This window comes from Natronomonas sp. (assembly GCF_036625485.1).
In the GTDB taxonomy this organism is placed as follows: domain Archaea; phylum Halobacteriota; class Halobacteria; order Halobacteriales; family Haloarculaceae; genus Natronomonas.
In genome coordinates this window covers 1-5,314 of sequence record NZ_JAZKTR010000162.1, presented here as the reverse complement: position 1 = coordinate 5,314, position 5,314 = coordinate 1, and the positions used below count along the sequence as shown (strand labels likewise).

Sequence of the window (5,314 nt, the reverse complement as noted above, 5' to 3'; positions counted from 1 at the left end):
CGCCGTGTCGGCAACACGCGCTTTTTCTGGAACGACGGCGTTGGCGGCCTCGCCCGGATCTCACACGACGAACTGCCCCTGACTGTCAGTGCAAACCCGAACCGTGTCGAGGTGTTCTCCCGGGTCGAAGGGCTCGAAGTCAACGTCGACCACAAGCCCGGGGCGCCCGTCGAGGCACAGGTCGCCGACGCCGTCGGCGCCGCTGTGGCGCCGAAAAAGCACGAGGACGACGAGGACATCTACGCCCAGGTGCCGGGCGAAGAAGCGATGGAGGGGGTCAACTCGAAAGAGGACCTGACCGACGCTGCACAGCGCGTTGTCGAACACATCGACATGAACCACCTCCGGGACCGACTCGAAGGCCGCGACGGCGGCCTCCGGCCCTCGAAGCCTGGCGCCGAGGCAGACACCGGCTTCGAGCAGTTTGTCTGGCGGCAGGCGAGGTTCTTTTCGGGAGATGACCCGAAGATTCCGGTCACGGCGTCGTGGTGGTTGCAGGATTGGCTGGACGACCAGAACATCGACGCTTCGGTGTCGGGCGTTCTCGACAAAGAAGGGAAACAGATAATGGCAATTCTGAGTGTCGTCGCCAAAATCCTCGTCCGTTCGTTCGGCCGCAACCCACAGTCCGGCCTCGAACGGTGGCAAAAGGCGCTGTTCGGTTAGATTGCTGCGGCGGCGAGCCCGAGGAGATACCCCGGCACAGCGTGTGCGATCAGGTACAGCGACTCCTTTTTGAACTGTCCCGGGAACGGGAGAAACCCAGGCTCGTCTTTCGCCCGCGTGAACACCCACCCGACTCCGACAAGCAGTATCCAGGCGTGGCCGGTCACGGCGGCGACGAACGCGACCGAGAACCCCCAGGCTGCGGCGTGCCACTCGCCGCGCCAGGAGAGGTACCCCTTTCTCTCCGTGTCCGATTCGCTGTCGGCGCTGATGCCACGTCTGAGCGCCCAGACGTATTTGAGCATCTTCCCGATCAGCATACAACGTTTTTGCCACTCCGCTGTGAAAAGAGGTTATGGGCCGAGACATTCGTTCACGCGTCAGATCCGAGGTTGGGTCTGCTGTCGAATCCAGCAGGTCCGGCACGCCGCGCGTCCACGCTGCCAACCGATTCTTCCCCGATGGCTACGCGGTGTGGGACTGGGAAACCAAGGGGTTCGTCCGGAGCGGCATGATGGGCCAGGTCGTCTTCGAGACGCTCGAAGACGCCGAAGAAGTCGCCGACGAACAGCAGTTGGTGGTCGAACTCTGCCAGCCGACCGAGGGCCGCTACCTCCCCGCCGTCACGGACGGCGGCGTCGAGGCGTTCGATGACGGGTCGATACGGTTCACACCGCCACACTCGAAGCGCCAGGCGGCGTATCGCCGGCCCGGTGGCCCCGACTTCGACCCCGACCACGAGCGGTGTGACTCCTGTGCCCACTACATCCCCGGCGGTGGCTGCCATCTCGTCCAGGGCGAGATCGACCCCGACGCCTACTGCGAGGAGTTCTACGCCGACTACGGGGCCTTCGGCCACGAACACGACGAGTTCGTGGAAGTCAACGCCGAGTTCGTCGGTGACGATTTCGACTGGGAACCCGACGACGTGGAGGAGTTCATCGACACGCTCGATGAAAAGCTCGGGGAGTTGGTGAAGCGACGATGACGACCCACTGGACCGACTGCACAGTCAAAGTCGAGATGCGTGGTGAGCTACAGGACATCGCCGAGATGTTCTACGACGACGAGGAGGACCTCGCGCGTGAACGGTTGGAGGAACTGGGGTGGGACCGCCTCGGCAGCGGCAAGGGCCGGGAGGTGTGGTCAGTCCCGCTCTCGGAACAAGAGGGCCCACGCGGAAAACCGACACAGGAGGTCCCGTGCGCTGTGAAATTCGCAGTTCCGGCGGTCCCACACCACCACAGCGGGAAGGTCCAGAACAACGAGGAGATCAACCAGTTCGAGCGGTTCCCCGCCGATGTGACCGAAAGCGAGCCGCCCGCCGTCGTGCCCGTGAAAGACTGGGCCGACGACCGCCAGTCGTGGCTGTCGATGCCCGAAGTCGACGCGACCGGGGGCAGCGTTCACGAGGCGGAGCGGCGTCTCCGTGACTTTTTCTGGAACTGTACCGATATGCACTTCGACAACGTCGGGGCAATCGACCGCCACTCCGTCGTCATCGACTACGGCCTGGAGTGTTTCGAGATCCAGGGCGCGGGCGAACTCGCCGAAGACATCGGGTTCAAACTGGAGGACCTTGTCGACGTGCTGACCGTCGAGGGCGACGCCGAGGGCTCCGATGTCGTCTTTCGGATGCCGACATGGATCGGCAATACCGGGATTCAGCCCTCGAAATCCGAGATCAGCGTCCACAGGGGGGAGGGCCCGACCCGGGCGATGATATTCGTCGGCGTGTGGGAGGCCGATGACCGCGCGTGGGTCGAGGAGTCAATCGAGATCGTCGCCGACAGTATCGACTCGGATTTCACCGAGGTGCATCCGCGTGCTGGCGTCGATGAGCGCGATGACGGGACCTTCGAGGGGTGGATAGAAATGGACATTATGTCCGGCCGCGGCCCCAACGAACCGGCGTGGGACGAGTTCATGGTCAAAAACTTCATGGAACGTCTCATCGGCCAGATAGAGAGCGAGTTCGAGCGCGCACGCGACCCCACAGAGTTCGCCGAGGACGTCAGGGCGGAGTTCGGGACGACCGTCGACCGCGCCCCCGACCGCCGTGTCGACGTCGATGATCGCGGCGTCGAGACGGTCGGTGGCGACGCACGCTTCGTCTTCGGGCCGCCAGATGGCGCCCCCGGGTTCCGGCAGACAGAGGCCGACTCCTGGGTCGCCGTCAACGGCGGCTTCCGCGAACTCCGGGCGGCGTTTGGCCCCTGGCGCGAGGAGAGCCCGCTGGTCGATGCGCTGCCGAGTGCGTCCGATGCGGTCCTCGCCGAGGTACTCGATCAGTGGCCGAATCTCCAGGGGTCGTGGGAGATCGGCCGCGTCGGCCAGAATCTCACCATCGAGCGTGACATGGCGTTTACGTTCACCATCGCCGACACCGTCGATGACTACGACCTGACCGAGGACCAGATAGTCGATCTCTACGCCGACGTCTACGAGGCGGCGACAGAGCAGTTCCCGTCGGCGCCGGGCCCCGGCGGGCCGATACAGTCCGACATTGACGAGTTCATCGAGGAGCGGATTCGGCGCGCATCGGGCCTGTTTGGGTTCTGACCGCGGCAGGTTTTTGACCCGTCCGGGTGTACGTGGGCGTATGGCACCAGAGGTAGACGAAGCGGATGGTGACGTTGACACCTGCGAAATCGCAATGGAAGCGGCGCTCGAAAAGGGCATGGGGTACTGCAAAACCGACGAGGCACGTATCGAGACGCTGTGCCATATCGTCGGCCTCGAAGGCACCGACCGCGACTTCGACACCAGCGGCATCCTCGAAGACGGCCCCGGCGCTGGCGCGGCGTCGGTCCAGACCCGGCAGTGGGTCGTCGCGCGTGCGAACGGACTCGTCACAGACGGGTCGGAGCCCTACGAGGCGATCAACGAGGCGTGGCGAGACGTGAGCGACGAACTCGGCGGCGGCGACGGAGAGGGGGAGGAGGAGGAACCGGAGGCTGACGCGGAGGCCGACGACGAGTAGCCGGGGGACAGACTCAAGCGGCCGGGCGGGGATACTCAATACATGGAAAACGACGACCAGGGAGATCCCCCCACGCCGGAGGACGAGGAGGGCGGGGACAGTGCTGCCGCTGGGGAGGTGGACGGCGTCGATGCCGAGCGTGGCCGCGACGTGTTCGAGGGCGTCTACGGCCACGACGGCGCGAAAACGGTCGTCTCGGCCGCCCTGCGGGGCGGCGACACGCACGTCCTGTTCGAGGGGCCGCCGGGCTCGGGGAAATCCGCCCTGCTGCTCGCACTCGAAAGCAACGTTCCCGGGGTCATGTACCGGGACGGCGACCAGATCACGGCGGCGAAGCTCCGTGACGTGCTGAAATCCGACCCGCCGATCCTGTTGATAGACGAGATCGACGCGCTGGACAACGACGCCTACGACGTGCTGTCGACGCCGATGGAACACGGCCGGCTGGTCCGTGACAGCGCCCGGGAGAGCTACGACGTTGACGTGGGGACGCAGGTGATCGCCGCCTGTAACCACCGAGAGGAACTGCCCGAACACATCCAGAGTCGGTTCCGGGTCCTTGCGTTCGAGCCCTACGACGAAAACGAGTACATCGAGGTCTGTGCGAAGATGCTGTCGAACGAGATCGACTGGGTCGAAAGCGAATCACAGGCGCGGTCGGTCGCAAAGAAGGTCAAAGAAGTCACCGGGCAGGCCGATCCCCGGGAGGCCCGCGACACGGCGCAGATGGCTACCTCCTTTGAGGAGATAGACGAACTCGCGCGTGCGCTGCACGAACCCGACGCCGACATCGACGCCGGCCCGCTCCGGCCGGAGGATATTGCACGGGCGGTCCCCGAGGTCGGCAAGGAGCGTCTCAGGGAGACGCTGGCCGAGGAGATGGTCCGTCACTCCCGTGAGCGTGCCGACGGCGGTGATGGTGACGAACCCGACCCCGAGGAGGTCGGTTCTCCGGCCTCGAACCCGGGGGAAAAGCCGGGCAAACACACCTCGCCAGCGGCCCGCCCAGACGGCTCCGGCCGCGACGGGGTGGACGAGGCCATCGAGGACGACATCGAGTCGGTTGTCGAGGACGCGGTCACGTAAACATCGGCGAAGAACCTCTCAGGGTATCAAAAACGCCGTATCGGATTCTCAACAGCCAGGCTCTTTGTGTCAACAGTATTCAACAGAACGCTTTTGTCGGAAGAACCGACTTGTTTCACACATGGCGAGAAAAGGCAAGAAGCCCATTCACGTCGTCCCGAACAAGAACAACAAGAGCAGTTCGCGCGAGGGGGACTGGAAGGTCAAAACTGGCCGCTTCGCCAAGAACTCGACCCACAACTCGAAGTCCCGTGCCGTCGAACGTGCGAAGCGCCTGGGCCGGTCGAACTGGCGTGGCGTCACAGTCCACCGATCAAACGGGACCGTCCATTACGGATTCCGTGTCAAACAGGACGCCTCCTACGGCCAGGGGAAGGCGACGCTCGTCCGGTCGAGCAAGTAACGGGCCTACCCCTTGTGGTAGGAGTCACGATCCTCCTCCTCGATGTAACCCGCGTCACTCTGTAGCGTCGTCTCGGAGCCACACCGCGGACAATACTGTGTCGGAATTTCTGACGGGTCGGGTTCTTCGGACCAGCCACATCTCGTGTTCGTGCAACGAATCTCGTTGCTCGCCAT

Annotated in this window: 7 protein-coding genes; 6 read left to right on the top strand and 1 reads right to left on the bottom strand. The window is 64.2% G+C overall.

The window, feature by feature from the left end:
- A partial coding sequence (locus V5A53_RS12725; RefSeq protein ID WP_332313994.1) for a hypothetical protein occupies window positions 1-666 on the top strand: 666 nt, incomplete at its 5' end.
- On the opposite strand, the gene V5A53_RS12720 is transcribed toward V5A53_RS12725, so the two are convergent.
- The gene (locus V5A53_RS12720; protein ID WP_332313993.1) at window positions 663-986 is read right to left on the bottom strand and encodes a hypothetical protein; all 324 of its coding nucleotides are present in this window, start codon (window positions 984-986) and stop codon (window positions 663-665) included. The genes V5A53_RS12725 and V5A53_RS12720 overlap by 4 nt on opposite strands.
- Window positions 987-1,021: 35 nt before the next feature.
- On the opposite strand from V5A53_RS12720, the gene V5A53_RS12715 reads away from it, so the two are divergent.
- The 5 genes from V5A53_RS12715 (at window position 1,022) to V5A53_RS12695 (ending at window position 5,138) form a co-directional block, all read left to right on the top strand.
- Window positions 1,022-1,654 carry a hypothetical protein gene (locus V5A53_RS12715; RefSeq protein WP_332313992.1) on the top strand — a complete coding sequence of 211 codons (633 nt, stop codon included), beginning with the start codon at window positions 1,022-1,024 and terminating at the stop codon, window positions 1,652-1,654.
- Window positions 1,651-3,228: a hypothetical protein gene (locus V5A53_RS12710; RefSeq protein ID WP_332313991.1), complete on the top strand. Its 1,578-nt coding sequence runs from the start codon at window positions 1,651-1,653 to the stop codon at window positions 3,226-3,228. Before V5A53_RS12715 ends, V5A53_RS12710 begins: the two co-directional genes overlap by 4 nt.
- Window positions 3,229-3,268: 40 nt before the next feature.
- The gene (locus V5A53_RS12705) at window positions 3,269-3,649 is read left to right on the top strand and encodes a hypothetical protein (RefSeq protein WP_332313990.1); all 381 of its coding nucleotides are present in this window, start codon (window positions 3,269-3,271) and stop codon (window positions 3,647-3,649) included.
- 42 nt (window positions 3,650-3,691) lie between these two features.
- Entirely contained in the window at window positions 3,692-4,735 is a 1,044-nt protein-coding gene (locus V5A53_RS12700; protein ID WP_332313989.1) for an ATP-binding protein, read from the top strand.
- A 121-nt stretch (window positions 4,736-4,856) separates the two neighbouring features.
- Window positions 4,857-5,138 carry a DUF2188 domain-containing protein gene (locus V5A53_RS12695; RefSeq protein WP_332313988.1) on the top strand — a complete coding sequence of 94 codons (282 nt, stop codon included), beginning with the start codon at window positions 4,857-4,859 and terminating at the stop codon, window positions 5,136-5,138.
- Window positions 5,139-5,314: the final 176 nt, after the last annotated feature.

Bases quoted from the DNA above. Each gene is read 5' to 3' on its own strand.
- V5A53_RS12720 (WP_332313993.1), bottom strand. From the start codon at position 986: ATGCTGATCGGGAAGATGCTCAAATACGTCTGGGCGCTCAGACGTGGC.
- V5A53_RS12695 (WP_332313988.1), top strand. From the start codon at position 4,857: ATGGCGAGAAAAGGCAAGAAGCCCATTCACGTCGTCCCGAACAAGAAC.
- V5A53_RS12700 (WP_332313989.1), top strand. From the start codon at position 3,692: ATGGAAAACGACGACCAGGGAGATCCCCCCACGCCGGAGGACGAGGAG.
- V5A53_RS12705 (WP_332313990.1), top strand. From the start codon at position 3,269: ATGGCACCAGAGGTAGACGAAGCGGATGGTGACGTTGACACCTGCGAA.
- V5A53_RS12715 (WP_332313992.1), top strand. From the start codon at position 1,022: ATGGGCCGAGACATTCGTTCACGCGTCAGATCCGAGGTTGGGTCTGCT.
- V5A53_RS12710 (WP_332313991.1), top strand. From the start codon at position 1,651: ATGACGACCCACTGGACCGACTGCACAGTCAAAGTCGAGATGCGTGGT.